24 protein-coding genes and 5 tRNA genes are annotated in these 26,125 nt (G+C 71.4%); 9 read left to right on the top strand and 20 right to left on the bottom strand.

Annotated elements, in window-relative coordinates; translation table 11 throughout:
• Positions 1–24: 24 nt before the first annotated feature.
• Positions 25–2,232: an ATP-dependent DNA helicase RecG gene (recG, locus tag ACH5AO_RS29950; protein WP_398930056.1), complete on the bottom strand. Its 2,208-nt coding sequence runs from the start codon at positions 2,230–2,232 to the stop codon at positions 25–27.
• Positions 2,233–2,259: 27 nt separating this feature from the next.
• Entirely contained in the window at positions 2,260–4,071 is a 1,812-nt protein-coding gene (locus ACH5AO_RS29945) for a DAK2 domain-containing protein (protein ID WP_398930054.1), read from the bottom strand.
• A gap of 267 nt (positions 4,072–4,338) precedes the next feature.
• On the opposite strand from ACH5AO_RS29945, the gene rpmB reads away from it, so the two are divergent.
• Positions 4,339–4,524: a 50S ribosomal protein L28 gene (rpmB, locus tag ACH5AO_RS29940; RefSeq protein ID WP_004924906.1), complete on the top strand. Its 186-nt coding sequence runs from the start codon at positions 4,339–4,341 to the stop codon at positions 4,522–4,524.
• A gap of 371 nt (positions 4,525–4,895) precedes the next feature.
• Here the strand turns inward: rpmB and thiD are convergent, their stop codons facing one another.
• Both thiD and ACH5AO_RS29930 read right to left on the bottom strand, forming a co-directional pair.
• Positions 4,896–5,693 (bottom strand): bifunctional hydroxymethylpyrimidine kinase/phosphomethylpyrimidine kinase, encoded by a 798-nt coding sequence (gene thiD, locus ACH5AO_RS29935; protein WP_398930052.1) that lies wholly within the window; start codon positions 5,691–5,693, stop codon positions 4,896–4,898.
• Positions 5,690–6,655: a thiamine-phosphate kinase gene (locus ACH5AO_RS29930; RefSeq protein WP_398930050.1), complete on the bottom strand. Its 966-nt coding sequence runs from the start codon at positions 6,653–6,655 to the stop codon at positions 5,690–5,692. The genes thiD and ACH5AO_RS29930 overlap by 4 nt, the downstream gene beginning before the upstream one ends.
• A 206-nt stretch (positions 6,656–6,861) precedes the next feature.
• On the opposite strand from ACH5AO_RS29930, the gene ACH5AO_RS29925 reads away from it, so the two are divergent.
• Both ACH5AO_RS29925 and ACH5AO_RS29920 read left to right on the top strand, forming a co-directional pair.
• Positions 6,862–7,095: an Lrp/AsnC family transcriptional regulator gene (locus ACH5AO_RS29925; protein WP_030866193.1), complete on the top strand. Its 234-nt coding sequence runs from the start codon at positions 6,862–6,864 to the stop codon at positions 7,093–7,095.
• A 20-nt stretch (positions 7,096–7,115) separates the two neighbouring features.
• Positions 7,116–7,616: a DUF3515 domain-containing protein gene (locus ACH5AO_RS29920; protein ID WP_398930048.1), complete on the top strand. Its 501-nt coding sequence runs from the start codon at positions 7,116–7,118 to the stop codon at positions 7,614–7,616.
• Between the two features lie 19 nt (positions 7,617–7,635).
• On the opposite strand, the gene ACH5AO_RS29915 is transcribed toward ACH5AO_RS29920, so the two are convergent.
• The 3 genes from ACH5AO_RS29915 to ACH5AO_RS29905 form a co-directional block, all read right to left on the bottom strand.
• Complete coding sequence (locus tag ACH5AO_RS29915) at positions 7,636–8,793, bottom strand: D-alanine--D-alanine ligase family protein (protein ID WP_398930046.1); 1,158 nt, start codon at positions 8,791–8,793, stop codon at positions 7,636–7,638.
• An 81-nt stretch (positions 8,794–8,874) separates the two neighbouring features.
• Complete coding sequence (locus ACH5AO_RS29910) at positions 8,875–9,885, bottom strand: NAD(P)H-dependent glycerol-3-phosphate dehydrogenase (protein ID WP_398930044.1); 1,011 nt, start codon at positions 9,883–9,885, stop codon at positions 8,875–8,877.
• Positions 9,882–10,679 carry a lysophospholipid acyltransferase family protein gene (locus tag ACH5AO_RS29905; RefSeq protein ID WP_398930042.1) on the bottom strand — a complete coding sequence of 266 codons (798 nt, stop codon included), beginning with the start codon at positions 10,677–10,679 and terminating at the stop codon, positions 9,882–9,884. Before ACH5AO_RS29905 ends, ACH5AO_RS29910 begins: the two co-directional genes overlap by 4 nt.
• A 221-nt stretch (positions 10,680–10,900) precedes the next feature.
• On the opposite strand from ACH5AO_RS29905, the gene cofC reads away from it, so the two are divergent.
• Positions 10,901–11,539, top strand: coding sequence for a 2-phospho-L-lactate guanylyltransferase (cofC, locus tag ACH5AO_RS29900; RefSeq protein ID WP_398930040.1), 639 nt, complete (start codon positions 10,901–10,903; stop codon positions 11,537–11,539).
• Positions 11,540–11,548: 9 nt separating this feature from the next.
• Entirely contained in the window at positions 11,549–11,752 is a 204-nt protein-coding gene (locus tag ACH5AO_RS29895) for a hypothetical protein (RefSeq protein ID WP_398930038.1), read from the top strand.
• 95 nt (positions 11,753–11,847) lie between these two features.
• Here the strand turns inward: ACH5AO_RS29895 and ACH5AO_RS29890 are convergent, their stop codons facing one another.
• The 4 genes from ACH5AO_RS29890 to leuC all read right to left on the bottom strand — a co-directional run bounded on the left by ACH5AO_RS29890 (position 11,848) and on the right by leuC (position 15,155).
• Positions 11,848–12,486, bottom strand: coding sequence for an HU family DNA-binding protein (locus ACH5AO_RS29890; protein WP_398930037.1), 639 nt, complete (start codon positions 12,484–12,486; stop codon positions 11,848–11,850).
• A gap of 136 nt (positions 12,487–12,622) precedes the next feature.
• Entirely contained in the window at positions 12,623–12,853 is a 231-nt protein-coding gene (locus ACH5AO_RS29885; RefSeq protein WP_398930035.1) for a hypothetical protein, read from the bottom strand.
• A 277-nt stretch (positions 12,854–13,130) separates the two neighbouring features.
• On the bottom strand, positions 13,131–13,724 hold the full coding sequence (gene leuD, locus ACH5AO_RS29880; protein ID WP_398930033.1) for a 3-isopropylmalate dehydratase small subunit: 594 nt from the start codon (positions 13,722–13,724) through the stop codon (positions 13,131–13,133).
• Between the two features lie 6 nt (positions 13,725–13,730).
• On the bottom strand, positions 13,731–15,155 hold the full coding sequence (gene leuC, locus ACH5AO_RS29875; protein WP_398930031.1) for a 3-isopropylmalate dehydratase large subunit: 1,425 nt from the start codon (positions 15,153–15,155) through the stop codon (positions 13,731–13,733).
• A 194-nt stretch (positions 15,156–15,349) separates the two neighbouring features.
• Between leuC and ndgR the strand changes: the two genes are divergently transcribed.
• Positions 15,350–16,063 carry an IclR family transcriptional regulator NdgR gene (gene ndgR / locus ACH5AO_RS29870; RefSeq protein WP_030866220.1) on the top strand — a complete coding sequence of 238 codons (714 nt, stop codon included), beginning with the start codon at positions 15,350–15,352 and terminating at the stop codon, positions 16,061–16,063.
• A 120-nt stretch (positions 16,064–16,183) separates the two neighbouring features.
• Here the strand turns inward: ndgR and ACH5AO_RS29865 are convergent.
• The 6 genes from ACH5AO_RS29865 to ACH5AO_RS29840 form a co-directional block, all read right to left on the bottom strand.
• Positions 16,184–16,256 (bottom strand) — tRNA-Glu (locus tag ACH5AO_RS29865).
• A 27-nt stretch (positions 16,257–16,283) separates the two neighbouring features.
• A tRNA-Gln gene (locus ACH5AO_RS29860) sits at positions 16,284–16,355 on the bottom strand.
• Between the two features lie 21 nt (positions 16,356–16,376).
• Positions 16,377–16,449: transfer RNA gene (locus ACH5AO_RS29855), tRNA-Glu, on the bottom strand.
• Positions 16,450–16,478: 29 nt separating this feature from the next.
• A tRNA-Glu gene (locus tag ACH5AO_RS29850) sits at positions 16,479–16,551 on the bottom strand.
• A 39-nt stretch (positions 16,552–16,590) separates the two neighbouring features.
• Positions 16,591–16,662 (bottom strand) — tRNA-Gln (locus tag ACH5AO_RS29845).
• 90 nt (positions 16,663–16,752) lie between these two features.
• Positions 16,753–17,487 carry an HAD family hydrolase gene (locus tag ACH5AO_RS29840; protein WP_398930029.1) on the bottom strand — a complete coding sequence of 245 codons (735 nt, stop codon included), beginning with the start codon at positions 17,485–17,487 and terminating at the stop codon, positions 16,753–16,755.
• Between the two features lie 298 nt (positions 17,488–17,785).
• Here ACH5AO_RS29840 and ACH5AO_RS29835 point away from each other — a divergent pair, with 298 nt between their 5' ends.
• Together ACH5AO_RS29835 and ACH5AO_RS29830 are read left to right on the top strand one after the other, a co-directional pair.
• A complete protein-coding gene (locus ACH5AO_RS29835) occupies positions 17,786–18,631 on the top strand; it encodes a Scr1 family TA system antitoxin-like transcriptional regulator (protein ID WP_398930027.1) in 846 nt (281 codons plus the stop codon).
• Positions 18,628–18,828, top strand: a complete 201-nt coding sequence (locus tag ACH5AO_RS29830; protein ID WP_398930025.1) for a DUF397 domain-containing protein — start codon at positions 18,628–18,630, stop codon at positions 18,826–18,828. Before ACH5AO_RS29835 ends, ACH5AO_RS29830 begins: the two co-directional genes overlap by 4 nt.
• 265 nt (positions 18,829–19,093) lie before the next feature.
• Here ACH5AO_RS29830 and gltX read toward each other — a convergent pair whose 3' ends face one another.
• The 3 genes from gltX to ACH5AO_RS29815 all read right to left on the bottom strand — a co-directional run bounded on the left by gltX (position 19,094) and on the right by ACH5AO_RS29815 (position 21,699).
• Positions 19,094–20,578: a glutamate--tRNA ligase gene (gene gltX / locus ACH5AO_RS29825; RefSeq protein WP_398930023.1), complete on the bottom strand. Its 1,485-nt coding sequence runs from the start codon at positions 20,576–20,578 to the stop codon at positions 19,094–19,096.
• On the bottom strand, positions 20,562–21,347 hold the full coding sequence (locus tag ACH5AO_RS29820) for a fumarylacetoacetate hydrolase family protein (RefSeq protein ID WP_398930021.1): 786 nt from the start codon (positions 21,345–21,347) through the stop codon (positions 20,562–20,564). The genes gltX and ACH5AO_RS29820 overlap by 17 nt, the downstream gene beginning before the upstream one ends.
• Before the next feature lie 163 nt (positions 21,348–21,510).
• On the bottom strand, positions 21,511–21,699 hold the full coding sequence (locus ACH5AO_RS29815) for a hypothetical protein (RefSeq protein WP_398930019.1): 189 nt from the start codon (positions 21,697–21,699) through the stop codon (positions 21,511–21,513).
• Between the two features lie 605 nt (positions 21,700–22,304).
• Between ACH5AO_RS29815 and ACH5AO_RS29810 the strand changes: the two genes are divergently transcribed.
• Complete coding sequence (locus ACH5AO_RS29810; RefSeq protein ID WP_398930017.1) at positions 22,305–26,123, top strand: nitrate- and nitrite sensing domain-containing protein; 3,819 nt, start codon at positions 22,305–22,307, stop codon at positions 26,121–26,123.
• Positions 26,124–26,125 lie beyond the last annotated feature (2 nt).

Raw genomic sequence — 26,125 nt, 5'->3', positions numbered from 1 at the left:
TGGTCGGTGGGCCGTCCCAGTCTGTCAGCCCTTCTCCAGGTACTGCTCCCGCTCGTCGTCCAGCAGGGCGTCCAGCGCCGTGCGCAGGGCGGGCAGGCCGGTCAGGTCCGGGTCGGCGGACACCACCGCCGTCGCCTCCTCCCTCGCCTCGGCGATGATCTCCTCGTCGTCGATGACGGCGAGGACGCGCAGGCTGGAGCGGGTGCCGGACTGGGCCTGGCCCAGGACATCGCCCTCGCGGCGCTGCTCCAGGTCGATGCGGGAGAGTTCGAAGCCGTCGAGGGTGGAGGCGACGGCGTTCAGCCGCTGCCGGGCCGCGCTCGCCTCGGGCATCTCGGTGACCAGCAGGCACAGGCCCGGGGCCGAGCCGCGGCCGACCCGGCCGCGCAGCTGGTGGAGCTGGGAGACGCCGAAGCGGTCGGCGTCCATGATCACCATCACGGTGGCGTTGGGGACGTTGACCCCGACCTCGATGACGGTGGTGGCGACCAGGACGTCGGCCTCGCCGGCGGCGAAGCGGCGCATGACGGCGTCCTTGTCGTCGGGCTGCATGCGCCCGTGCAGGACCTCCACCCGGAGCCCTCGCAGCGGCCCCTTCGCCAGTTGCTCCGCGATGTCCAGGACGGCGAGCGGGGGCCGCTTCTCCGCCTCGTCCTCGGGGGACTTCTTCCGGCCGGCCTTCTTCGGGTCGTCCTCCTCGTCACCGATGCGCGGGCAGACCACGTACGCCTGGTGCCCGTTCGCGACCTCCTCGCGGACGCGCTCCCAGGCGCGGGCGAGGAAGTGCGGCTTGTCGGCGGCCGGGACGACATGGCTGGCGATGGGCGAGCGGCCGGCCGGGAGCTGGTCGAGGACGGAGGTCTCCAGGTCGCCGAAGACCGTCATCGCGACCGTGCGCGGGATGGGGGTGGCGGTCATGACGAGCAGGTGCGGGGGCTGCTTGCCCTTGCCGCGCAGGGCGTCGCGCTGCTCCACGCCGAAGCGGTGCTGTTCGTCGACCACGACCAGGCCCAGGTCGTGGAACTTCACCTTGTCCTCGATCAGCGCGTGCGTGCCGATGACGATGCCGGCCTCGCCGGTGGCCAGGTCGAGCAGCGCGTGGCGCCGCGCCGCCGCCCCCATGGAGCCGGTGAGCAGCACCACTTTGGTGGCGCCGTCGGCTCCGCCGAGCATCCCGCCCTCGGCCAGCTCCCCCATCATCTCGGTGACCGACCGGTGGTGCTGCTGGGCGAGCACTTCGGTGGGCGCGAGCATCGCCGCCTGTCCGCCCGCGTCGACGACGGCGAGCATGGCGCGCAGGGCGACCAGCGTCTTGCCCGATCCCACCTCGCCCTGGAGCAGGCGGTGCATGGGGTGTTCGGTGGCGAGGTCGGCGAAGATCTCCGCGGAGACCTTCCGCTGGCCCTCGGTGAGGGTGAAGGGGAGGCGGTCGTCGAAGGCGCTGAGGAGGCCGTCCGGCTCGGGGCGGCGGGCCACGGCGGGAAGCTGCGCGTCGGCGTGGCGGCGGCGGGCGAGGGCGACCTGGAGGACGAAGGCCTCGTCCCACTTGAGGCGGGCGCGGGCGTCCTCGATGTCCGCCTTGGTGTGCGGGCGGTGGATCTTGAGGAGTGCTTCGGGGAGGGCCACCAGGCCGCGGCCCTCGCGGAGGGACTCCGGAAGGGGGTCGACGGCCTCCTGGGCGCTGGGCAGCACCGTCTGGAGCGCCTTGCCGATCTTCCAGGACTCCAGCTTGGCGGTGGCGGGGTAGATCGGGATGAGCGCGCCGGCCCAGGTCTCGACCGTCTCCTCGGCGTCGCCGCGCAGCAGTTCGTACGCGGGGTGGGCGAGCTGGAGGCGGCGGTTGAAGACGGAGACCTTGCCGGCGAACATCGCGCGGGTGCCCGGCAGGAGTTCCTTGTGCGGCTTGTGGACACCGGCGCCGAAGAAGACCAGTTGCAGCCGGCCGCTGCCGTCCGTGATGGTCACCTCCAGGCGCTGGCCCTTGCCGCGCGGGGCCTTGGCGGAGGCGAAGGTGTGCAGGCGGGCGTCGGCGACCTGGGCGACCACCGTGACATGCTCGTCCATGGGGAGGTCGGCGAGGTGGGTGAGCTGTCCGCGCTCCTCGTATCTGCGCGGGTAGTGGTGCAGGAGGTCGCCGACGGTGTGCAGGCCGAGGTGCTCGGCCATCACCTTGGCGGTGGCGGGGCCGAGCACTTTCTTCAGTGGTTCTTCCAGTGCGGGCACGGCATCCATTGGACACCACGCCACTGACAACGGAGGTCACTCCACCCCGATGAGCAGCAGGGCGCCCTGCCTGCCGCCGTGGTACACCACCGTGTCGACGGCGAGGTAGCCCTCGCGGACGCGGGTCCGCAGGTGCGCGGCGACGGAGTCGGGGGTGTCGTCGCCGAGGACCAGGGTGACCAGTTCGCCGCCGGCCGCGAGCATGCGGTCGAGGACGGCCTCGGCGATGGCCGTGAGGTCCTGCCCGATCACGGCCACGTCCCCGTCGACCAGGCCGAGGACGTCCCCCGCCTGGCAGATGCCCGCCATGGTCCAGGACTGGCGCTCGGCGACGGTGACCTCGGCGTAGCGGGTCGCGCCCGCCGCCGACGTCATCGACACCACGTCCTCGTCGAAGCGGCGCTCCGGCTCGTGCACCGCGAGCGCCGCGATGCCCTGGACCGCGGAGCGGGTCGGGATGAGGGCCACCCTGACCCCCTCCGCCCGGACCTGCTCGGCCGCCGCGGCGGCGGTGTGGCGCAGGTCGGCGTCATTGGGCAGCAGCACCACCTCGCGCGCGTGCGCACGCCGTACCGCCTGGACGAGTTCACCGCTCGCGGGCGGCTCCCCGGGACGGGCCAGCACGGTGGTCGCGCCGGCCTCGGCGTACAGACCCGCCAGGCCCTCGCCGGGCACCACGGCCACGACGGCCCGCTGAGCGCGTTCCCCGGGCGCCGCCGGCTCCGCCCCGGTCGTGTGGACGTCCCCCGCGCCGAAGTGGGTGATCCGGATCCGGTACGGCCGTCCGGCCTCGACCCCGGCCTCCACGGCGGCGCCCGCGTCGTCGACGTGGACGTGGACGTTCCACAGCCCGTCCCCGCCGACCACCACGAGCGAGTCGCCCAGCGCGTCGAGCCGGTCCCGCAGCCGCGCGACGGCCGCGTCCCCGGCCTCCAGCAGGTAGATCACCTCGAAGGCCGGACCGCCGGCCCCCGGTACGGCCCCGGCGTCGGCGCACTCACCGGATCCGGCGGCCCCCTGGGGGAGATCTCCGCACGCGTCGACGCGCGCGTGATACGGCGCCCCGTCACCCGGATCCGCCGCGCCCCCGGCGGGCGGCTCGGCCACCTGCCGCACGCGCGCGTGCGGCCCGGGACCGGTGACGCGTACGGAGCCGCTCCACGAGCCCCCCACCGCCGGCATCGCCCGCGGCGCCTCCCCCGTGAGCGTCTCCACCAGTGCCGCGAGCACTGCCACCAGCCCCCTGCCGCCCGCGTCGACCACTCCGGCGCGCCTGAGGGCGGCCAGCCGGGCCGGGGTCTCGGCGAGTGCCGCGCGGGCTCCCTCGTGGGCCGCCCGCGCCACCACCCCGCAGTCGCCCTCCGTCCGGCCGGCCGCGTCGGCGGCGGCCGAGGCGACGGTGAGGACGGTGCCCTCGACGGGATGCGCGACCGCCCGGCGCGCGGAGTCGGCCGCGTGCCGCAGGGCGGTCCGCAGCCCCTGCCCGTCGGCGTGCGCCGGGGCGTCGTCACCGGCCAGTTCCTGGGCCATGCCGCGCAGCAGCTGCGCCAGGATCGTCCCGGAGTTGCCGCGGGCGCCGATCAGCGCCCCGTGCGCCATCGCCCGTACGGCGTCGGCCAGCGTGGGCCGCCGGTCCCCGCCGGCCCGGTGCCCCTCGAACACCGCCTCCACCGCCGCGGCCGCCGACTCGACGGTCAGATAGAGGTTCGTCCCGGTGTCCCCGTCCGCCACCGGGTAGACGTTGATCGCGTCGATCTCCTCACGGGCCCGTCCCAGCGCCTCGAGCGCGAGACCGCACCAGGAACGCACCGCGAGAGCATCGAAGAATGTCTGCGGCACCTGCGCCACCTGCGCCTCCCTGAGCTGCCGGCCGTGCCAGGCAGCGTAGACCGTGGGGCGCCGCCCACCGGAAGAGGGCGGGAGGCGGGCCTCTGAGCTGCCGTGGTAGTTTCGTTCTACGGGTGCAGCCGTTGTATGCTGCTCCGGTTGCCCGATCTGATCGGGCCTTTCACCCGGTAACGCCACTCAGATTCCACGGGGCTCCTGGAGCCCGGAATTTCGATCCCGGCCTGCCGGGATCATCCGTAAGTGCATCTGAAGTCTTTGGAGTGACCCGTGGCTGCCAACTGCGACGTCTGCGGCAAGGGGCCGGGCTTCGGCAACAACATCTCGCACTCGCACCGCCGTACGCCCCGTCGCTGGAACCCGAACATCCAGCGTGTGCGTACCGTGGTCGGCGGGACGCCGAAGCGCGTGAATGCCTGCACCTCGTGCATCAAGGCCGGCAAGGTCTCGCGCTGACGCTTTCGCTGAGCGCGCGGCCATCGTCGGTTTCGCCGCACTTAGCCGGTCCACCTCGGGGTGGGCCGGCTTCTTGCTGTGGGGCGGCGCGTTCGTAAGGTGCCTCGGCGTGGGTGTGGGCCGGGGGGTGTTTGCGCAGCCCGGCGCTTGCGGGGTGCCTCCCCCACTCTCGGCTTCTCCCCCACTCTCGACTCCGCTCGAGCGGGGGGACCCCCATGAGCGGGAGGTACCCCCATCGCCCACCCTCCCCCACCCTCGGCTGCGCTCGGGCGGGGGACCCCCATCGCCCTGGGGGTACCTCCCAGGCCCTTAAGGCACTGGGGGAGGCACGACTGCCCGCGGGAACGACGGCGGCGGGGTGGTCGGTCGTATCAGTGGGGTGGGGTCAGGTTCCAGGCGTGGTTCACCGGGCCTATGCCCGCGCCCAGGGCGAAGCCGGAGGCTATGGCGCCGGTGACGTAGGCCTTGGCCTCCTTCACCGCCTCCGGGACCGGGCGGCCCATCGCCAGGTGTGACGCGATCGCCGACGCCAGTGTGCAGCCCGTGCCGTGGGTGTGGCGGTTGTCGTGTCTCGGGGCGCGCAGCCAGTGTTCCTCGGATCCGTCGGTGAGCAGGTCCACGGCGTCGCCGGACAGGTGGCCGCCCTTGATCACCACCCAGCGCGGCCCGAACTCCAGTACCGCCCGGGCCGCCCGGCGCAGGTCGCCCTCCGTCTCGACCCGGACGCCGGTCAGTTGCGCCACCTCGTCCAGGTTCGGTGTGGCCACGGTCGCCACCGGCAGCAGCCTCGTCCGTACGGAGTCCAGCGCGGAGGCGGCCAGCAGCGGGTCCCCGTGCTTGGAGACCCCCACCGGGTCGACGACCGCCGGCGCGTCCGTGCCGGCGATCAAGTCGGCCACCGCCTCCACGAGTTCGGCGGAGGACAGCATGCCGGTCTTGACCGCCCGCACCCCGATGTCGTCGACGACGCTGCGGTACTGGGCCCGCACCGCCTCCACGGGCAGCTCCCAGGCGCCCTGCACGCCCAGGGAGTTCTGCGCGGTCACCGCGGTGAGCACGCTCATGCCGTGCACGCCGAGCGCCAGCATCGTCTTCAGGTCGGCCTGGATGCCGGCGCCGCCGCCGGAGTCGGAGCCGGCCACGGTGAGCACCCCGGGCGGCGCGCTCATGACTCGATGTCCCCGAAGTGGTCCCAGCCGCCCTGCGCCGTCCAGGGCGCCCCGTCGACCGTCACCTGGGGAAGCGCCGAGGGGTTGAGCACCTCGCCGATCACCTTCCAGCGGGCGGGCAGCTTCACGTCCGGCGGGAAGGTCGCCACGATCGCGTGGTCCTCTCCCCCGGTCAGCACCCACTGCATGGGGTCGACGCCGACGGCCTGGCCGATGTCGTTCATCTGCGAGGGGATGTCGATCGCGCCGGAGTGGATGTCGATGCGGACCTTGCTGGCCTCGGCGATGTGCCCGAGGTCCGCGATCAGCCCGTCGCTCACGTCGCACATCGCGGTCGCGCCGAGCCCGGCGGCGGCCGGTCCCGCGTGGTACGGCGGTTCGGGGCGCCGGTGCGCCTCGACGAAGGCGCGCGGCGAGCGGAAGCCCCGGGAGAGCACCGCGTACCCGGCCGCGGACCAGCCCAGCCAGCCGGTCACCGCGACGAGGTCACCGGGCTGCGCGCCGCCCCGGGTCACGGGCTCCTGGTTGCGCAGATCGCCGAGCGCCGTGATCGACACCATGATCGTGTCGCCGCGCACGACGTCGCCGCCGACGACCGCGGCACCGGCCACCTGGCACTCGTCGCGCAGGCCGTCCATCAGCTCGCTGGGCCAGGTCACCGGCAGTTCCGCCGGGACGACGAGGCCGAGCAGCAGAGCGGTCGGCACGGCACCCATGGCGGCGATGTCGGCGAGGTTCTGCGCGGCGGCCTTGCGGCCGACGTCGTAGGCCGTGGACCAGTCGCGGCGGAAGTGCCGGCCCTCCAGCAGGATGTCGGTGCTGGCCACGACCCTGCGGTCGGGCGCGGAGACCACCGCGGCGTCGTCGCCGGGGCCGACCCGGACCGCCGGGGTGGTGGTGAGACGGGAGGTGAGCTCCCTGATGAGCCCGAACTCGCCGAGCTCACCAACAGTGCCCTTCATTTCCCTTTCGACCCTTCTATCCCTGTCCGTGCCCGGTCGCGAGTGGTCCGAGTCCTCGCTACGGTCGACATGACCGTCAACTCCCCCCGTGCCTGTACCCCGGCGCGCAAGGCCCGGTTCCCGCAGGTCTCCCCGCGACGAGCGGTGACGCGATACCGTGGCGTTCCTTTTCCCCACATGATCCTCGTGGCCGCCCTGGAGGTTCCGTGGTACAGGCGTACATCCTGATCCAGACGGAGGTCGGCAAGGCGTCGACCGTCGCCGAACTGATCGGCAAGATCCCTGGAGTCATCCAGGCCGAGGACGTGACCGGACCGTACGACGTGATCGTGCGCGCCCAGGCCGACACCGTCGACGACCTGGGCCGCATGGTGGTAGCCAAAATCCAGCAGGTGGACGGCATCACCCGTACCCTGACCTGTCCGGTCGTCCATCTGTAGCCCCCGTCTACCCTGTGCCGGTGAACTCCTTCCGTCACCGGCACACCGTCCTGTCCGCGCTCGCGGTGCTGATCACCGCCGCGGGCTGCTCCTCGGCAGACGACAGCGCGTCCACGGCGGTTCCCAGCCCGGACGCGAAGGTCACCGGACTGTGCCGGAACCTGGACAAGGCCCTGCCGGCGGAGGTGGACGGTGAGAGTCGCGACGATCCCGAACCCGCGTCCGAACTGACCGCGGGCTGGGGCGGCGTGGCGATCATACTGCGGTGCGGTGTCGAGCGGCCCCCGAAGATGACCGACCCCAAGGTGGCCAACGGCAACGACGCCGACGCGGTGCCGGGCGGAGTGAACGGCGTCGACTGGCTCATGGAGACGCGGGACGGCGACGTGCAGCGCTTCACCACCGCCAACCGCGAGGCCTACGTCGAGATCCAGGTGGCCGACGGACGGGACAGCACCGGCGTGCTGATCGATCTCGCCCCGGCCCTGAAGGAGGCGATCCCCGAGGGGGTCGCCCCCTGAGGCGTGCGCGCGCGGCGGCTCAGCGCAGCCCGGTCGACCGGCGCAGTGCCGCCCGCACCAGCAGGTCGACCAGCTCCGGGTAGCTCACCCCGGTGGCCTGCCACATCTGCGGGTACATCGAGATGGGCGTGAAGCCGGGCATGGTGTTGATCTCGTTGATCACGAACTCGCCGTCCTCGGTGAGGAAGAAGTCCGCGCGGACCAGCCCCTCGCAGGAGGCCGCGTCGAACGCCTCCACCGCGAGCCGCCGCACCTCGGCCGTCTCCTCGTCGGTCAGCGGCGCGGGCACGACGCCGGGCGTGGAGTCGATGTACTTGGCCTCGAAGTCGTAGTACGCGTGCGCGTCGGGCGGCGGGATCTCGGCCGGCAGCGAGGCGCGCGGGCCGTCCTCGAACTCCAGCACGCCGCACTCGATCTCACGGCCGCGCAGCGCCGCCTCGACGAGGATCTTCGGGTCGTGGCGCCGGGCCTCGGCGATCGCCTCGTCCAGGCCGGAGAGGTCGTCGACCTTGGTGATGCCGATCGACGAGCCCGCGCGGGCGGGCTTCACGAACAGCGGCCAGCCGTGCTCGCCGGCGAAGTCGACGATCCTCTTGCGGGCGGCGGACTCGTCGCGCTCCCACTCGCGCGGCCGGATCACCACGTACGGGCCGACCTTCAGCCCGAAGGAGGTGAACACCCGCTTCATGTACTCCTTGTCCTGGCCGACGGCCGAGGCGAGCACGCCGGAGCCGACGTAGGGGACGCCGGAGAGCTCCAGGAGGCCCTGGAGGGTGCCGTCCTCGCCATAGGGGCCGTGCAGCACCGGGAAGACCACGTCGACCTCGCCGAGCGCCTTGGGCACCGAGCCCGGCTCGCTGTAGACGACCTCGCGGCTGGCGGGGTCGACGGGGAGCACCACACCGCCCTCCGTCGACTCGGCGAGCTGGTCGACGCTGGGCGTGCGGCGGTCGGTGATCGCCATGCGTTCCGGCTCGTCGGCGGTGAGCGCCCAGCGGCCGTCCGTGGTGATGCCGATCGGCAGGACGTCGTACGCGGTCCGGTCGATGGCCTTGAGGACGGCGCCGGCGGTGACCACGGAGATCCCGTGTTCGGAGCTGCGCCCGCCGAACACGACGGCCACACGCGGCTTGCGGGACGGCTGCTCGGGGCTCTGGGGGAGGTTCTCGGTGCTCATATCGCGATGAGAGTACCTGCCCGCGAGGCCGGGACACAGCGCCCGCAACGCCGTGCGTGAGCCGAACGGAGGGGCCGTCGCTCAGCGTCGCTCGGGCTTCGCGCTGCGCGACATCAGCTCCTCGACGGCGACCACCGGGGGCTTGCCCTCGTGCACGATGGAGACGACCGTCTCGGTGAGCGGCATGTCGACGCCGTGCCGGCGGGCCAGGTCCAGCACCGACTCGCAGGACTTGACGCCCTCCGCGGTCTGCCTGGTGACCGCGATGGTCTCCTGGAGGGTCAGGCCCTTGCCGAGGTTGGTGCCGAAGGTGTGGTTGCGCGACAGCGGCGAGGAGCAGGTGGCCACCAGGTCGCCCAGGCCCGCGAGTCCGGAGAAGGTCAGCGGGTCGGCGCCGAGCGCGACGCCGAGCCGGGTGGTCTCGGCGAGGCCGCGGGTGATGAGCGAGCCCTTGGCGTTGTCGCCGAGCCCCATGCCGTCCGCGATGCCGACGGCGAGACCGATCACGTTCTTCACGGCGCCGCCCAGTTCGCAGCCGATGACGTCGGTGTTGGTGTACGGCCGGAAGTACGGGGTGTGGCAGGCGGTCTGGAGCCGCCGGGCGACGCCTTCGTCGGTGCAGGCGACCACGGCAGCGGCCGGCATCCGGGCGGCGATCTCCCGGGCCAGGTTGGGCCCGGTGACCACGGCGATGCGGTCGGCGCCGACCTTGGCGACGTCGTCGATCACCTCGCTCATCCGCATCGCGGAGCCGAGTTCGACGCCCTTCATCAGCGACACCAGGACCGTGCCGGGCGCGAGCAGCGGCGTCCACGCGGCGAGGTTGCCGCGCAGCGTCTGCGAGGGGACCGCGAGGACGGTGAAGTCGGCGTCTCGCGCGGCCTCGGCGGCGTCCGCGGTGGCCCGCAGGCTCTCCGGGAGTTCGATCCCGGGCAGGTAGTCGGGGTTGGTGCGGGTGGAGTTGACCGCCTCGGCGAGTTCGGGGCGCCGTCCCCACAGCACGACGTCGCAGCCCGCGTCGGCGAGGACCATGCCGAAGGCCGTCCCCCACGATCCGGTGCCGAAGACGGCCGCCTTGACCGGCTCGCTCACGTGCCCAGCCCTTCTTCCCGCGCGGTGGGCCTGCCGCCCCGCGCCCGTTCCTCCCGCTTCTGCGTGTGCGTCCTGCGGCGCTGCTCGATCCGCTCACGGCGCGGGTCGTACGGCGTCTCGGGTGCCCGCTCGCCGCGGATCTGCTCCAGCTGGCGCGTGACGGCCGCCATGATGACCTCCGTCGCCTCCTTGAGCAGTTCCGGGGTCATCTCCCGGTCGTAGAAGCGGTCGAGGTCCACCGGTGTCCCGGCCAGCACACGGTGGGTCTTGCGCGGCAGCAGGCTGGGCTTCTTGGCGTACGGCGGCAGCAGTTCGTTGGCGCCCCACTGGGCGACCGGGATCACGGGGCACTTGGTCTGCAGGGCGACGCGCGCGGCGCCGGTCTTGCCGGTCATGGGCCAGCCGTCGGGGTCGCGGGTGAGGGTGCCCTCGGGGTAGAAGGCGACGCATTCCCCGCGCTCCACGGCGTCGATCGCCGCGCGGAAGGCGCTGAGCGCGTCGGTGCTCTCGCGGTAGACGGGGATCTGCCCGGTGCCGCGCATCGCGGCACCGATGAATCCCTTGTTGAAAAGCCCGCTCTTCGCCAGGAATCGCGGAACACGTCCGGTGTTGTACTGAAAGTGCGCGTAGGCGAAGGGATCGATGTGCGAATTGTGGTTCACCGCGGTGATAAATCCGCCCTCGGCCGGAATGTTCTCCATTCCGCGCCAGTCCCGCTTGAACAGAACCACCAGCGGCGGTTTGCAGAGAACCGCGGCGAAGCGGTACCAGAAGCCGATTCTGCGGCGCGGCACAAGTACACCTTCCTCTTCCGAATGACGGGCCCGGGACCCGGACCCGAAGGCCGGGCGGGCCGCACAAGTGTCGCCCCGAGCCGTCGGTCTGTCGAGAACACCGTACGCCCGCCCGTCTCCCGCCACCGCCCCCGCGAGGAGCCCCGCGCCCCTTCCCCGGCCCCTTCGGCGCCCGGTTCTCCGGGGGACAATGGCCGCGACAAGAGAGGGACGTAACACTCGTGCAGTGGACCCTGGTGGTACCCCTGAAGCCGCTGGACCGGGCCAAGAGCAGGCTCGCGGACACCGCGGACGACGTCCTGCGCCCGGGCCTCGCGCTGGCCTTCGCCCAGGACACGGTGGCGGCCGCGCTGGAATGCCCGGCGGTACGGGATGTGGTGGTCGTCACGGACGACGCCCTGGCCTCCCGTGAGCTGGCCGCGCTGGGCGCGGGGATCGTCGCGGACGTGCCGGGCGGCGGCCTGAACGCGGCCCTCGCCCATGGCGCGGCGGTGGCGGGCGCCGCTCGCCGCGCGGCGTGTGTCGCGGCCCTCAACGCCGATCTCCCGGCGCTCCGCCCGCCGGAACTGGCCCGTGTCCTCGACGCGGCCGCCGCGTTCCCGCGCGCGTTCCTCGCCGACGCCGCCGGGCTCGGCACGACGTTGCTGGCCGCGAGCCGGGGCCGGGAACTGCGCCCGTTCTTCGGCCCCGCCTCCCGGGCCCGGCACCGGGAGTCCGGGGCCGTGGAGCTGGGCCTCGACGGTGTGGACTCGGTACGGCAGGACGTGGACACCGGTGACGACCTGCGGGCCGCGCTGGCGCTGGGCGTCGGCCCCCGCACGGCCGCGGTCGCCGCGCGGTCGCTCATCACCGAGCAGTAGGCTGCCGGCATGCAGGCCACCGCGTACACCTACGACCCCGACAGCCGCAGCGGCCAGGTGCTCCTGGACGACGGCACGCCGGTGCCCTTCGACGCCCCGGCGTTCGACGCGGGGGGCCTGCTGCTGCTGCGTCCCGGGCAGCGGGTGCGCGTCGAGACCGAGGGCGAGGGCGAATCCCGGCGGATCACGCTGGTGACGCTCCAGACGTTCTGACCGCGGCGCTCCCGCACACACCGCGGGCCGGGCTCCCGAGGGAGACCGGCCCGGCGCGTGAGTTCCGCTTTCCCGAAGGGAGGGGCCCCGGCCCGTTACTTCTTGCGGGCGGTGGTCTTCTTGGCGGTGGTCTTGCGCGCGGTCGACTTCTTGGCGGGCGCCTTCGTGGCCGTCGCCTTCTTCGCCGGGGCCTTCTTGGCGGTCGTCTTCTTCGCGGCGGCGGTCTTCGCCGTCGCCGCGGTCTTGGCGGGCGCCTTCTTGGCCGTGGTCTTCTTGGCCGCCGCCGTCTTGGTGGTGGCCTTCTTCGCCGGGGCCTTCTTCGCCGCCGTCTTCGCGGTGGCGGCCTTCTTCGCCGTCGTCTTCTTCGCGGCGGCCTTCTTGACCGTGGCCGAGGCGCCTCCGCTCAGGCTGCCCTTGGGCGCCTTCTTGACCGAGACCTCGCCCCCGCGCGGCAGCTTCTTCGAGCCGCTCACCAGGTCCTTGAAACCCTGCCCCGCGCGGAAGCGCGGAACGGAGGTCTTCTTGACCCGAACCCGCTCGCCCGTCTGGGGGTTACGGGCGTAGCGGGCCGGGCGGTCGACCTTCTCGAACGAACCGAAGCCGGTGACCGAAACCCGCTCACCCGAGACGACCGCGCGGACGATGGCGTCCAGTACGTGGTCGACGGCATCGGCGGCCTGCTGGCGGCCGCCCACCTTGTCGGCAATCGCTTCTACGAGCTGCGCCTTGTTCACGTCTTCCCCTTCGGAGACATCGCCAGAACGAATGTGTTCAAGCTTTTTCGCACGTTAGGCAGATATATACCGCAAATCAAACACGAAACGGGCTAATCACCCTTGTGCCGCAACGAACTCGGCTGTCTCGACTGGTTCAGCGTTCCTCTTCGGGGAATCGACCCTCGTCGAGGTCCTCGGCGAACCGCTCCAGACGCCTTGCCGCACCGGCAAGATCGTGTTTGGCCGCGGCCGTAATGACCAGCAGCTTCCGGGCCAGCGCCATCCGTACGCCCTCCGGGACTTGCAGTGCGCGCACCTTCGCGTGCGCTTCCTTGAGCTGGACCGCGACCGCCGCATGGAGCTGGAGTTGGCCGTCGTGTTCCATGCACAGATTGTGCCATCTGGGGCGAGTTGTCGCCTGCGCAGGGGGCAACTGCCGCCTCGGACGGTCGTCCGGGCACACACGAAGATCACGGGCACGTGACACGTGTACCCAGACAACCGCCTTCATAACGCGGTGAGTTGAGGGCCCTCACGAGGGCACGCGGAACCGTACGGGTGCAGACGCGCCCGTACCCCCGATCGGGGCGATCGGGGGTACGGGCGGGGTGATCAGGTGGCCGAAAGTCGGCCTTCGGCGAGGATTTCGGCCGGGGCCGGGGTCAGACCGTGAGCGTCCTCGGCTTGAACGACGGGCGCTTCGCCTCGTACGCGGCGATGTCCGCCTCGTTCTGCAGCGTGATGGAGATGTCGTCGAGCCCGTTCAGCAGCCGCCAGCGGGAGTTCTCGTCGAGCTCGAAGGAGGCGGTGACGCCCTCGGCGCGCACCTCGCGGGCCCGGAGGTCGACGGTGATCTCGGCGGTGGGGTCGGCTTCGGTGAGTTCCCACAGCGCGTCCACGGTCTTCTGGTCGAGGACCACCGTCAGCAGGCCGTTCTTCAGCGAGTTGCCGCGGAAGATGTCGGCGAAGCGGGAGGAGATCACGGTCTTGAAGCCGTAGTTCTGCAGCGCCCAGACGGCGTGCTCGCGGGAGGAGCCGGTGCCGAAGTCGGGGCCGGCGACCAGCACGGTCGCGCCCGCGCGCTCGGGCTGGTTGAGGACGAAGGAGGCGTCCTTGCGCCAGGCCTCGAACAGCCCGTCCTCGAACCCGTCCCGGGTCACCTTCTTGAGCCAGTGGGCGGGGATGATCTGGTCGGTGTCGACGTTGCTGCGGCGCAGCGGGACGGCCCGGCCGGTGTGGGTGGTGAATGCTTCCATGGCTGATCAGACTCCAGCGGGCGTGGGGGCGGCGGCGAGGTCGGCCGGGGAGGCCAGGTGGCCGAGGACCGCGGTGGCGGCGGCGACCTGCGGGGACACCAGGTGGGTGCGGCCGCCCTTGCCCTGCCGGCCCTCGAAGTTGCGGTTGGAGGTGGAGGCGGAGCGCTCACCGGGGGCGAGCTGGTCGGGGTTCATGCCCAGGCACATCGAGCAGCCCGCGTGCCGCCATTCGGCGCCGGCCTCCTTGAAGACCACGTCCAGGCCCTCGGAGACGGCCTGCAGGCCCACCCGCGCGGAGCCGGGGACGACCAGCATCCGCACGCCGTCGGCGACTTTGCGGCCCTTGATGACGTCCGCGGCGGCGCGCAGGTCCTCGATGCGGCCGTTGGTGCAGGAACCTACGAAGACGGTGTCCACGTCGATGGAGCGCAGCGCCTGGCCGGCCTCCAACCCCATGTATTCCAGGGCCTTTTCGGCGGCGAGCCGCTCCGAGGCGTCTTCGTACGAAGCCGGGTCGGGGACGGAGGCCGAAAGCGGGGCGCCCTGGCCCGGGTTGGTGCCCCAGGTGACGAACGGCGACAGTTCGGCGGCCTCGATGACGACCTCGGCGTCGAACTCGGCGTCGTCGTCGGACTTCAGCGTCTTCCAGTAGGCGACGGCCGCGTCCCAGTCCTCGCCCTTCGGGGCGTGCGGACGGCCTTCGAGGTAGGCGAACGTCGTCTCGTCGGGGGCGATCATGCCCGCGCGGGCGCCGGCCTCGATCGACATGTTGCAGATGGTCATCCGGGCCTCCATCGAGAGCTTCTCGATGGCCTCGCCGCGGTACTCCAGGACGTAGCCCTGGCCGCCGCCGGTGCCGATCCTCGCGATGATCGCCAGGATCAGGTCCTTGGCCGTGACGCCCTCGGGCAGCTCGCCGTTGACGGTGATCGCCATGGTCTTCGGGCGGGCCATGGGCAGCGTCTGGGTGGCCAGCACGTGCTCGACCTGGGAGGTGCCGATGCCGAACGCGAGTCCGCCGAAGGCGCCGTGCGTGGAGGTGTGCGAGTCGCCGCAGACGACGGTCATGCCGGGCTGGGTCAGACCCAGCTGCGGGCCGACGACGTGCACGACGCCCTGCTCGACGTCGCCCAGCGGGTGCAGCCGGACGCCGAACTCGGCGGCGTTCTTGCGCAGCGTCTCCAGCTGGATCCGGGAGACCGGGTCGGCGATCGGCTTGTCGATGTCGAGGGTCGGGGTGTTGTGGTCCTCGGTGGCGATGGTGAGGTCGAGGCGGCGCACCCGGCGGCCGCTCTTGCGCAGGCCGTCGAAGGCCTGCGGGCTGGTCACCTCGTGCAGCAGGTGCAGATCGATGAAGAGGAGGTCGGGCTCGCCCTCGGCGCGCCGGACGACGTGGTCGTCCCAGACCTTCTCCGCGAGTGTCCTACCCATCGCTGTCCCTCCGGCCGGCCGTGGTGCGCCGGCCCAACTAGATCTGTGGGGAGACGGCGCCCGCACCCCTGCTTCCGGGCGTCCGCCGCCAGGCCCGGTGGTCCACGGGCCTCGTTGCTTCCGTGCTTCCAGAGTGGCGGGTTCCACCGAAAATTGAACTTGCGTTTCACAGAGTGAGACGCAAGTATCGTTGCATGGACAACAGTAGCGGCGTCGGCGTTCTGGACAAGGCGGCCCTCGTCCTGAGCGCTCTGGAGTCCGGTCCGGCCACCCTCGCGGGGTTGGTCGGGGCCACCGGACTGGCACGACCCACGGCCCACCGCCTGGCCGTGGCGCTGGAACACCACCGCATGGTGGCGCGCGACATGCAGGGCCGTTTCATCCTCGGCCCGCGCCTGGCCGAACTGGCCGCGGCGGCGGGCGAGGACCGGCTGCTCGCCACGGCGGGCCCGGTGCTCACGCACCTGCGCGACGTGACGGGCGAGAGCGCCCAGCTCTACCGCCGCCAGGGCGACATGCGCATCTGCGTCGCCGCGGCGGAGCGCCTGTCGGGCCTCAGGGACACGGTGCCGGTGGGTTCCACGCTCACGATGAAGGCCGGTTCCTCGGCGCAGATCCTGATGGCCTGGGAGGAGCCGGAGCGGCTGCACCGGGGCCTGCAGGGTGCCCGGTTCACGGCGACGGCCCTCTCGGGCGTACGACGCCGGGGCTGGGCCCAGTCGATCGGTGAGCGCGAGCCGGGCGTGGCGTCGGTCTCCGCGCCGGTGCGCGGGCCGTCGAACCGGGTGGTGGCCGCCGTCTCGGTCTCCGGTCCCATCGAGCGCCTGTCCCGCCACCCGGGCCGGATGCACGCCCAGGCCGTCATCGACGCCGCCGGCCGCCTGTCGGAGGCGCTGCGCCGCTCCTGACCCCCTCGTCCCGTGGGTACGGGCCCGCCTCAACGCCGCGGCGGGTCCGCTCCCCGGTTCCCGGGCGCATGTCTCGGAACGCCGAAAGCCCTCCACCGAGGTGGAGGGCTTTCGTTTGTGTACCCCCGACCGGATTCGAACCGGCGCTACCGCCTTGAGAGGGCGGCGTGCTAGGCCGCTACACAACGGGGGCTTGGATCATGCGTTTCCGCAGATCCTGCTGGTCTACCTGGACTCGAACCAAGACTAACTGAACCAGAATCAGTCGTGCTGCCAATTACACCATAGACCAATGATGGTTTAGACCAGTCAGTACCCCCGACCGGATTCGAACCGGCGCTACCGCCTTGAGAGGGCGGCGTGCTAGGCCGCTACACAACGGGGGCCCTAGCAGTCCCGAGATGATCGGAACCAGTACCCCCGACCGGATTCGAACCGGCGCTACTGCCTTGAGAGGGCAGCGTGCTAGGCCGCTACACAACGGGGGCTTGCGGATGAGATCCGCTGGTGCAGATGAGCTCTGCGAGCTGGCCTACCTGGACTCGAACCAAGACTAACTGAACCAGAATCAGTCGTGCTGCCAATTACACCATAGGCCACTGGAACGCAAGCCCCTGAGGGGTTCTTGTTCTAGCTTGACGCTTGGGTCTCCGGCCTTCCGGCCCGTTCCCCTCGGCGCAGGAAGAACATTACCCGAAGGTGGACGGGGCTCCAAAACGAGTATCGGCGGCGAGCACCGCGGGAAGTTCGGCGAGGGAGGCGATACGACGCGGCCCCGTCGGCGGTTCGACGGCCACCCACTCCTTCCCGCGGTCGATCCACACCGACAGCAGCCCGGCCTCCGCGGCGCCCCGGCCGTCGATCTCCGGGTGGTCGCCGACGTACGCCACCTGGTCCGGGGGCAGCGACAGCGCGTCGCAGGCGGCGAGGAACGCGCCGGCCTCGGGCTTGGAGACGCCCAGCTCGGCGGCGCACAGGATGGCCTCGAAGCGGTCGTGGACGCCGAGGGCGCGCAGCTTGCGGTCCTGGACGTGGAGGCTGGAGTTGGAGAGCACCGCGTGCCGGTGGCTGGCGGCGAGGGCTTCGAGGACGGGCAGCACGTCCGGGAAGAGGCTCCAGGCGGACTCGTAGTACGTGACGTACCGCTGGAACCAGTCGTCGGCCTCGGTGTCCGTCAGCTCGGGGCGGTCCAGGAAGATCCGGGTGCGGTCGCGCCGCTGCGTCTCGTAGTCCACCTCCCGCGCGGCGAACCGCGTCCACTGCTGCCGTGTCACCTCCCGCCACCGCTCCAGCGCCTCCTCCACGGAGGCGTACCCGTCCATCAGCCCCTCGGCGAGCAGGTGGGCGCGCATGCCCTCGCGGTCGGCGGTGGTGTAGTCGAACAGTGTGTCGTCCACGTCCCAGACGACGGCTCGGATCGGCATGCCGCCCAGCTTAGGCAGCCGGAGCCGCGGGCCGGGCCATCCGCCCGGTTTCACGGAGATTCCTCCGACTCCCCGGCCCTCGGACGCCGGCCTCCACGCGTACGGGCCGTGCAGAACTCCTGAACCGGCTGCGGAAGTCGGCAGATGTCCCCAGAAGAGTGTGTTTCTGTCGTCATGGGCACGAGCCTGGTCCGATGTGCGTACCGTCACCAGCGACGACTCCCTCACACAGCGCGTCCGTGCGGCTGCCGTGGGTGCCCTGTCGGGGTCGTGTGAGCCAGGTACGGGAGGAAGAGCGATGACACAGATTCCGGAGCAGGTCGTTGCGCGGCGGGGACAGGACCCGGCCGACGAGCTCCTGAGGTCGTTCGGCCGACAGATCAAGATCCTCCGGCAGCGCGCCGGGCACACCCAGGCCGACCTGGGACAGCTCCTCGGGTACAGCGAGGCGCAGGTCGCGGCCATCGAGCAAGGGCGGCGCATTCCGCGCCCCGACACCATCGAGAAGCTCGATCAACTGTTGGAGGCCGACGGCGTGCTGCTCGTCATGAAGCGGCCCGTGGCGTTGACCCGGTACCCGGCGTTCTTCCGGGACGCGGCCCGGATCGAGGAGACCGCGGCCGAGTTCCACCAGTACGCCCCGCTGATCATGCCCGGCATGCTCCAGACCGAGGAGTACGCCAGGACCATGTTCACCGTCTGGCGCCCACGGCGGAGCGAAGCCGAGATCGAGCAAATGGTCTCGGCACGGCTTGAACGGCACAAGCTCTTCGACCGCAACCCGGCGCCTGTGCTCAGCTTCGTGTTGGAGGAAGCAGTCCTTCAACGCCCCATCGGCGGGGTGGATGTCCTCCGGGGCCAACTGGAACACCTGCTCCTGGTCGGGCTGAACCCCAACGTGGAGATCCAGGTGATGCCGACCCGAACGGTCGACCACGCGTGTGTGGACGGTCCCTTCACCTTGATGGTGCCGGAGGGAGGGGAGCAAGTGGCCTACTTGGAGAGCCAGGGAAGCGGCCGCGTCCTCAGCTGTCGGGAAACCGTCCGAGGGATCGCCGCCCGGTATGGAATCATCCGGGCACAGGCGTTGTCCCCGCGGGAATCCCAGCGCCTCATCGAAAAGTCGCTGCAAGGAGACCTATGAACACCGTGCGGTCCATGGCTCTACAGCTCCACTGGGTCAAGAGCAGCTACAGCGGAGGCTCGGGCGGCGATTGCGTCGAGGTCGCCCCCGCCCCCTCCGCCGTACACGTCCGGGACTCCAAGGACACCGACCAGGGCACCTTCACCGTCGCCCCGGCCGCCTGGACGGCGTTCCTCGGCCTTGCCCGTCAGGATTGACCGAAACCCCGTACCGCCTCACCTGTGGCCGTCCCTTCGGGGGCGGCCACAGACGTGTTCCGGAAAGTTCGGTGCGTCTGTGCTGCATCGACGAGGCGGGCAACGGGCAGACGTCCACCCCGTGAGGCCTGACGCCCCTGCGGTCCTTCGCCTCCCGACCCCCGCAGCAGCCGCCGACAGGTGAGAACCGGCCTCGGCGCTGCCCGGCAGCGTGAAGGGGTGGCGCCCGGACACTTCCGGGCGCCACCCCTGACCGGTCTGCGGGTTACGCGGTGAGCTTGGTCAGCGCCGCGTCGATCCGCGACAGGGTCTTCTCCTTGCCCAGGATCTCCAGGGACTCGAAGAGGGGCAGGCCGACCGTGCGGCCGGTGACGGCGACGCGGACCGGGGCCTGGGCCTTGCCGAGCTTGAGGCCGTGGGCCTCACCGGCGGCCAGGACGGCCTCCTTGAGGGAGTCCGGGGACGTCCAGTCGGCGGCGTCCAGCTTCTCGCGGGCCGTGCGGAGCAGGGCGTCGGAGCCCTCCTTCATCGCCTTGGTCCAGGACACCTCGTCGAAGACCGGCTCCGGCAGGAACAGGAAGTCGACGTTGTCCGTGATCTCCGACAGCACCTTCAGGCGGGTCTGCGCGTGCGGGGCGATCGCCTGCCACTTGGCCTCGTCGAAGGCCTCCGGGGCCCAGGGGGCGAAGGGAGCCTTGAGCCAGGGGGCGCAGCGCTCGGTGAAGTCCTTCACGTCGAGCATGCGGATGTGGTCGCCGTTGATCGCCTCGCACTTCTTCAGGTCGAAGCGGGCCGGGTTGGGCTGCACGTCCGCGATGTCGAAGGCCGCGATCATCTCGTCGATCGAGAAGACGTCCTGGTCGGCGGAGAGCGACCAGCCGAGCAGGGAGAGGTAGTTGAGCAGGCCCTCGGGGAGGAAGCCGCGCTCGCGGTAGAGGTTGAGGGAGGACTGCGGGTCGCGCTTGGAGAGCTTCTTGTTGCCCTCGCCCATCACGTACGGCAGGTGGCCGAAGGCGGGGGTCCGCTTGGCGATGCCCAGTTCGGTGAGCGCCTTGTAGAGGGCGATCTGGCGGGGGGTGGAGGAGAGCAGGTCCTCGCCGCGCAGGACGTGGGTGATCTCCATCAGGGCGTCGTCGACCGGGTTGACCAGCGTGTAGAGCGGGGCGCCGTTGGCGCGGACGATGCCGTAGTCCGGAACGTTCTCCGGGGTGAAGGTCAGTTCGCCGCGGACCAGGTCGGTGAAGGTGATCGTCTCGTCGGGCATCCGGAAGCGGACGATCGGCTCGCGGCCCTGGGCCTTGTACTCCTCGACCTGGGCGTCGGTCAGCTCGCGGCAGTGGCCGTCGTAGCCGGAGGGCTTTCCGGCGGCGCGGGCGGCCTCGCGGCGGCTGTCCAGCTCCTCCTGGGAGCAGTAGCAGTGGTAGGCGTGGCCGGCTTCCAGGAGCTTCGCCGCGACGTCCTTGTAGAGGTCCATGCGCTGCGACTGGCGGTACGGCGCGTGGGGGCCGCCGACCTCGGGGCCCTCGTCCCAGTCGAAGCCGAGCCAGCGCATGGAGTCCAGGAGCTGGTTGTAGGACTCCTCGGAGTCGCGGGCCGCGTCGGTGTCCTCGATGCGGAAGACCAGGGTGCCGCCGTGGTGCTTGGCGAACGCCCAGTTGAACAGGGCGGTGCGGACCAGGCCCACATGGGGGTTACCGGTGGGCGACGGGCAGAAACGTACGCGGACGGGTGCGCTAGCCACGCTTGACAACCTTGTTGGTGAGAGTGCCGATGCCTTCGATGGTGACGGCGACCTCGTCGCCGACGTTGAGGGGGCCGACCCCGGCCGGGGTGCCCGTGAGGACGACGTCGCCGGGGAGCAGCGTCATGGCCTCGGAGATGTTGACGATCAGGTCCTCGATGGAGTGGATCATCTCGCTGGTGCGGCCGAGCTGGCGCTGGGCTCCGTTGACCGTGAGCTGGATGGTCAGGTCGCCGGCGGCGGCGATGTCGAGGTCCGTCTCCACCCAGGGGCCGAGCGGGCAGGAGGTGTCGAAGCCCTTGGCGCGGGCCCACTGCTTCTCGCGCTTCTGGACGTCGCGCGCGGTGATGTCGTTGGCGCAGGTGTAGCCGAAGATCACGTCCTTGACGCGCTCGCGCGGGACCTCGCGGCACATCCGGCCGATGACCACGGCCAGCTCGGCCTCGTGGTGCACGTCCTGGGAGAAGGAGGGGTACTGGATGTCGTCGCCGGGGCCGATGACGGAGGTGGAGGGCTTGAAGAAGGCGAACGGGGCGTCGGGGACCTCGTTGCCGAGTTCCCTGGCGTGTTCGGCGTAGTTGCGGCCGAAGGCCACCACCTTGTTGGGGAGCACCGGGGGCAGCAGCCTGACCTTGCTCACCGGGACCTTGGTGCCGGAGAGCTCGAAGTCTGCGAACGGGATGCCCTTGATGATGTCCAGGACGAGTTCGTCCTGCTTCTCGCCCTCGACCGCGCCGAAGGCGACGTTCCCGTCGATGGAGAATCTGGCGATGCGCACGGGATGCTTGTCCCCTTGACCGATCGGCTGACGTCTGACGCTCCAGGCTAACGCGCGGGGGTCCTCGCCCCGCGCAACGACGAGGGGCGCCCCCGTCGCCGTGGGGCGCCCCTCGTCCGGTGGGCCTTGAGTGTTTCGCGGCCGGTGTCCGTATGGACCGGTGTCACTGTGCGGCGTCGGCCGCGACCGGGATCTCCATGAGGATGGTGCGCTTGGGGTTGGCAGTCTGGGCCGGGAGGTCGACGGTGTGCTCCTGCTGGGCCGGCTTCTGCAGTTCGTCGGCACCCTTCAGGTGGGCCAGCGTGGTGCGCCGCGGGTTGGCGATCTTGTGGAACATCGTCGTCGTCTTCACTGTTTACTTGACCCTGTCCTGTTCACGGGCGCCCGGAGGGGGTCGGAGACCCCGCGAGGGCGCGGGTTGTCGGTTTTGCCATCCCTGTAAAGCGTCAGGCTAAACATGCGATTCCCCGCCGACCGTGGCCGGAGACCCTGACCGGGGTGTGAGTTTGCTCACGAGCTGCCGGACAAATCTCGCATTCCGACTCGGGTCCCGCCGAGACGGAATCGGACATTCACCCATTGAAGCCATCATTCCGCTCCCGATCATGGCGACTGGGACACCCGGACCGCCCCGCCGACTCGTGACCATATGTCCCTTATTGAGGAGGTCGCTTTCCACCCGCGGTGACTCGCCACTCACGTGGTGTCACGTATCTCACGGGTAAGCCCATGGGCCTTGTTGGAGGTCCTGCACTGTGCTGGAATTCCACGGAACCGCCGCAGGATCGAGCCGGCGCACAGGGGGCGCACAGACGCGCCGAGTGGCGGGCGAGAAGGGGGAACCAGCGCCGGTCACTCACGACCACCACGGGGGCGTATTCAGGGCGCCCCTATGACGCCGACACCGTGCCTCGCCGTTCACGCGGAGGGGTGCCTGGTTCAGAGGTTGCGACGCTAGTGCAGGGACGTTTCAAGAGGGATGGCAGCGCTTCGGCGGAGCCGGAGCCGCACGGCGGGACTGGCCCCAAGGCCGTCAGCTCCTCGCCCCAGCACGCCCAGAACCAGGGCTCGACCACGCCCGGGAACGGCGGCGAAGGCACCGCCGCGCCGTCCGGAGCACCGGGCACGGCGCCGGCCGCGCCGAAGGGGCCGACCGGCCCGGGACCGCGAATAGCCCTGCGGAACTGGCGGATCTCGACCCGCCTGGTGTCGCTGCTCGCCCTCCCGGTGGTCGCGGCCACCTCGCTGGGCGGGCTGCGCATCAACCAGTCGATGGACGACATCCAGCAGCTCGACAACATGAAGCTGCTGACGGACATGACCAAGCAGGCCACCGAACTGGCCGCCGCGCTCCAGGAGGAGCGCGACCAGTCGGCCGGCCCGCTGGCCCACGGCGGCAAGGCCACCGACTTCGCGGTCAAGGGCTACCGCGAGAAGACCGACCGGGCGCGCAACCTCTTCATCGACAGCTCCGAGGAGATCGACGACGCCAGCAAGGACGGCGACCTCAAGGGCGTCCGCGACAACCTGGTGCAGCTCGCCGGTGAGCTGGGCGAGCTCGAGAAGATCCGCAACACGGCGTTCCAGTCGAAGGACAACTCCACGCAGACGGTCGAGGGCTACCACCGTCTGATCGAGAAGCTGATCGAGCTCTCGCAGGACATGGCGGAGGCGACCAGCAACCCCGACATGATCCAGCGCACCCGCGCCCTGGCGTCCTTCTCCTCCGCCAAGGAGTACGCGTCGATCCAGCGAGCGGTCCTCGCCGCGGCCCTGCCCGCCACCAACACCACCAAGGGCCGGCTCTTCGACAACGACCGGCTCTACGCAGAGTCGGCGCTGGCCAGCCAGAAGTCCGAGATCCGCAGCTTCAAGAGCATCTACGGCGACGTCGCCGCCACCGATCTGCTGCTGCCGATCGAGGAGGGCAACGCCACGATCAAGGCCACCGACGAGTACGCCGGGCGTGCCCTGGCCTCGCAGTTCGGCCTCTCGTCGGTCGGCCAGCGGTCCTACCGCGACTGGCTGGACGACAGCTCCATCAAGCTCCAGCAGATGAAGAACATCGAGCTCCACCTGCTCGAGGACATGGAGCAGAAGGCCCGTGAGCTGCGCAGCGCCACCGAGCGCGACGCGATCGTCTCCGGTGTGCTGATCCTGCTCGTGCTCGGTGTGTCGCTGGTCGGCGCCTTCGTCGTGGCCCGCTCCATGATCCGCTCGCTGCGCCGGCTGGAGGACACCGCCACCAAGGTCGCCCAGGAACGCCTGCCCGACCTGGTCAAGCAGCTCTCCGAGTCCGACCCGCAGGACGTCGACACGTCCGTGGAGTCGGTCGGTGTGCACTCCCGGGACGAGATCGGCAAGGTGGCCGCGGCCTTCGACGACGTGCACCGCGAGGCGGTCCGCCTCGCCGCCGAGCAGGCCCTGCTGCGGGGCAACGTCAACGCGATGTTCACCAACCTCTCGCGCCGCTCCCAGGGTCTGATCCAGCGCCAGCTGTCGCTGATCTCCGAACTGGAGTCCCGCGAGGCCGACCCGGACCAGCTGTCCTCGCTGTTCAAGCTGGACCACCTCGCCACCCGTATGCGCCGTAACGGCGAGAACCTCCTCGTCCTCGCGGGTGAGGAGCCCGGCCGCCGGTGGACCCGTCCGGTCCCGCTGGTCGACGTGCTCCGTGCCGCCGCCTCCGAGGTGGAGCAGTACGAGCGCATCGAGCTGGCCTCCGTGCCGAGCACCGAAGTGGCCGGCCGCGTGGTCAACGACCTCGTGCACCTGCTCGCCGAGCTGCTGGAGAACGCGACCTCGTTCTCCTCGCCGCAGACCAAGGTCAAGGTCACCGGTCACGCGCTGCCCGACGGCCGGGTGCTGATCGAGATCCACGACACCGGTATCGGTCTGTCGCCGGAGGACCTGGCGGCGATCAACGAGCGGCTCGCCGCGCCGCCCACCGTGGACGTCTCCGTCTCCCGCCGCATGGGTCTGTTCGTGGTCGGCCGTCTGTCGCAGCGCCACGGCATCCGCATCCAGCTGCGTCCGTCCGACTCCGGTGGTACGACCGCGCTGGTCATGCTGCCCGTCGACGTCGCCCAGGGCGGCAAGAAGCCGCAGGGCAAGCCGGGTCAGCCGGGCGCGGGTGGCGGTGGCCCCGCCGCCGCGCAGGCGGCCGCGGGTGCCGCGGCCGCACGGCGTGCCGCCGGCGCCGGTCAGTCCGCGGGCGGTGCTCTCGGTGCCGGCGCGTCCGGCGGTGGCCTGCTCGGTGCCGGTCAGGGTCCGCGGGCCGCGCTGCCCGGGCGGGACGGCGCGGGCCGGCCCGACGGAGCGCGGGGGCCGCAGGGCCAGCCGGGCAACTCCACGCCGTCGCTGTTCGACCGGGGTGCTCCCGGTGCGGCTCCGCAGGGCCGTCCGGCCGCGCAGGGCCGTCCGGCTCCGGCCGGCTTCGGCGGCCAGGCACCCGGTGCCCCACAGGGCATGCAGGCCACCGGCCCGGGCGCACAGCAGCAGGAGCAGGACGCCTTCGGCGGCGGTCGCGCCCAGGTGCCGCCGCAGCGTGGCAACGGAAAGCCCGAGCGCGGTCGTCGTCCGCAGCTGCCGCCGCGCGGTGGCGCGCGTCCGGAGCTGCCCGGCGGTGACCAGCAGCAGCCGCGCGTGCCCAGCTGGAGCGACGAGAACGCCCAGCCGCCGGTGCCGCGCGCCTCGCTGGACGTCCCGCGCGGTCACGAGGAGCCGGACGTCGCCCGGACCGCGTCCATGCCCCGGTTCGACGACCGGCAGGGCCCCGGCGCGACGGCGGAGATCCCCCGGTTCGACGAGCGTCAGAACCCCGGTGCGCCCGCCTACGGCGCCTCCGGCGCGAACGGCGTCCAGAACACGGGCCAGTACGCCCGCAGGGACGGCTTCGCCGCCCCGCAGGGCGGTCCGGGCGGGCAGAACCCGGCCGCGACGGGCCAGTTCCCCGTCCCGCAGGGCTACGACAACGGCTCCACCGGCCAGTTCTCCATGCCGGGCCAGGACAACGGCTCCACCGGCCAGTTCCCTGCGCCGAGCCAGGACAACGGCTCCACCGGCCAGTTCTCCATGCCCGGTCAGGACAACGGCTCCACCGGCCAGTTCCCTGCGCCGAGCCAGGACAACGGTGCCACCGGCCGTCGCCCCTCCTTCCCGGAGCGGCCGAACGCCGGGGGCCCGGCCGTCACCGGCCAGTTCGAGCACCCGCAGCCGAACGGCACGCACGGAGGCGGCCCGGTCGCCCCGCGCCCGCAGGCCCCGCAGCAGCGGTCCGACGAGCGCGCGGTGTCCGACGCGTGGGCGCTGCCGCCCGCGTCCGGTCCGGGCGACGGCCGTACGCCGCTGTACGACACGTTGGAGACCAACTGGTTCCACGGCGGCGGACAGGAGCAGGGCAACGGCTCGGCTCCGGCACCCCAGCAGCCGCAGCAATACCAGCAGCCGCAGGGACCCACCGGTCCTCAGCGGTCCGCTTCCACCGCTTGGCGCAGCTCGCCCAACGACGAGCTGGTCCGACAGGCCGAACGCGTCCGGCAGCCGGCCGCGGGCGGCGTCACCACCTCCGGCCTGCCGCGCCGGGTGCCCAAGGCGAACCTCGTCCCGGGCACGGCTCAGCAGCAACAGCACCAGAGCGGTCCTCAGGTCTCGCGCGCCCCCGATGACGTGCGCGGCCGGCTGACCAATCTCCGTCGGGGTATCGCACAGGGTCGTCAGGCCGGCACCACCCAGACCGGCAGCTTCCCGAACCCCACTCACCAGCAGGAGCGTTAGTT

Origin of the sequence: Streptomyces sp. NPDC018964, assembly GCF_044390325.1 — a bacterium.
GTDB lineage: Bacteria > Actinomycetota > Actinomycetes > Streptomycetales > Streptomycetaceae > Streptomyces.
The sequence above is the reverse complement of the archived record's forward strand: the minus strand, read 5'-3'. Positions and strand labels throughout refer to the sequence as shown.